Origin of the sequence: Mesorhizobium sp. M7A.F.Ca.ET.027.03.2.1, assembly GCF_003999175.1 — a bacterium.
In the GTDB taxonomy this organism is placed as follows: Bacteria; Pseudomonadota; Alphaproteobacteria; order Rhizobiales; family Rhizobiaceae; genus Mesorhizobium.
This window is the reverse complement of the sequence record NZ_RZOM01001630.1, coordinates 1-820: the sequence shown is the minus strand read 5'-3', so window position 1 is coordinate 820 and position 820 is coordinate 1. Positions and strand designations below refer to the sequence as shown.

1 protein-coding gene is annotated in these 820 nt (G+C 64.6%); it reads left to right on the top strand.

What is annotated here, in order from left to right:
* Nucleotides 1-260 precede the first annotated feature (260 nt).
* Nucleotides 261-820, top strand: a 560-nt coding sequence (locus EN750_RS36935; protein WP_189526783.1) for an FAD-dependent oxidoreductase, incomplete at its 3' end; no start/stop codon positions are given.

Genomic DNA, 820 nt, shown 5'->3' with positions numbered 1-820 from the left:
ATGTTGAAAATCAGCGAAAGCAGTGGAGGGCGTAATCTCCCCCCTCGAGGGGGAGATGGCCGGCAGGCCAGAGGGGGTTGGTACGACTGGACGCGACCGCCTTGCGCGACAGATGCAGGCCGGCGCTCTACGCGCGGCGACCCCCTCTGTCGCCTTCGGCGACATCTCCCCCTCGAGGGGGGAGATTACGCGCTTCGAGGGCGGCGCGAAGGACCCAACATTATCTGCCTTCCAGCACCATTGTGAACCAGGATGCCAACATGAAAGAAATCTCCTGCAAGCTGCTCGTCATCGGCGCCGGTCCCGGGGGCTATGTCTGCGCCATCCGTGCCGGGCAGCTCGGCGTCGACACGGTGATCGTCGAGTCGGGCAAACCAGGCGGCACCTGCCTCAATGTCGGCTGCATCCCGTCCAAGGCGCTGATCCATGCGGCGGAAGAGTTCGAGAGGGTCTCACACATGGCGAGCGGCAAGAGCCCGCTTGGCATTTCGCTCACCGCACCGACGCTCGACCTGGCTAAGACGATCGCCTGGAAGGACGGCATCGTGAGCCGGCTCAACAGCGGCGTCGCCGGCCTGCTCAAGAAGGCAGGAGTCAAGACCGTGCATGGCTGGGCGAGCTTTCGCGACGGCAAGACTGTGGAGGTCGAAACCGAGACAGGAAGCCAAGTCATCCGCGCCGAGGCGATCGTCATCGCCACCGGCTCGGCGCCGGTGGAGCTGCCGTTCCTGCCCTTTGGCGGTCCGGTGATTTCGTCAACCGAGGCACTGGCACTCGGCGACGTGCCGAGAAAACTCGCGGTCGTCGGTGGCGGCTATAT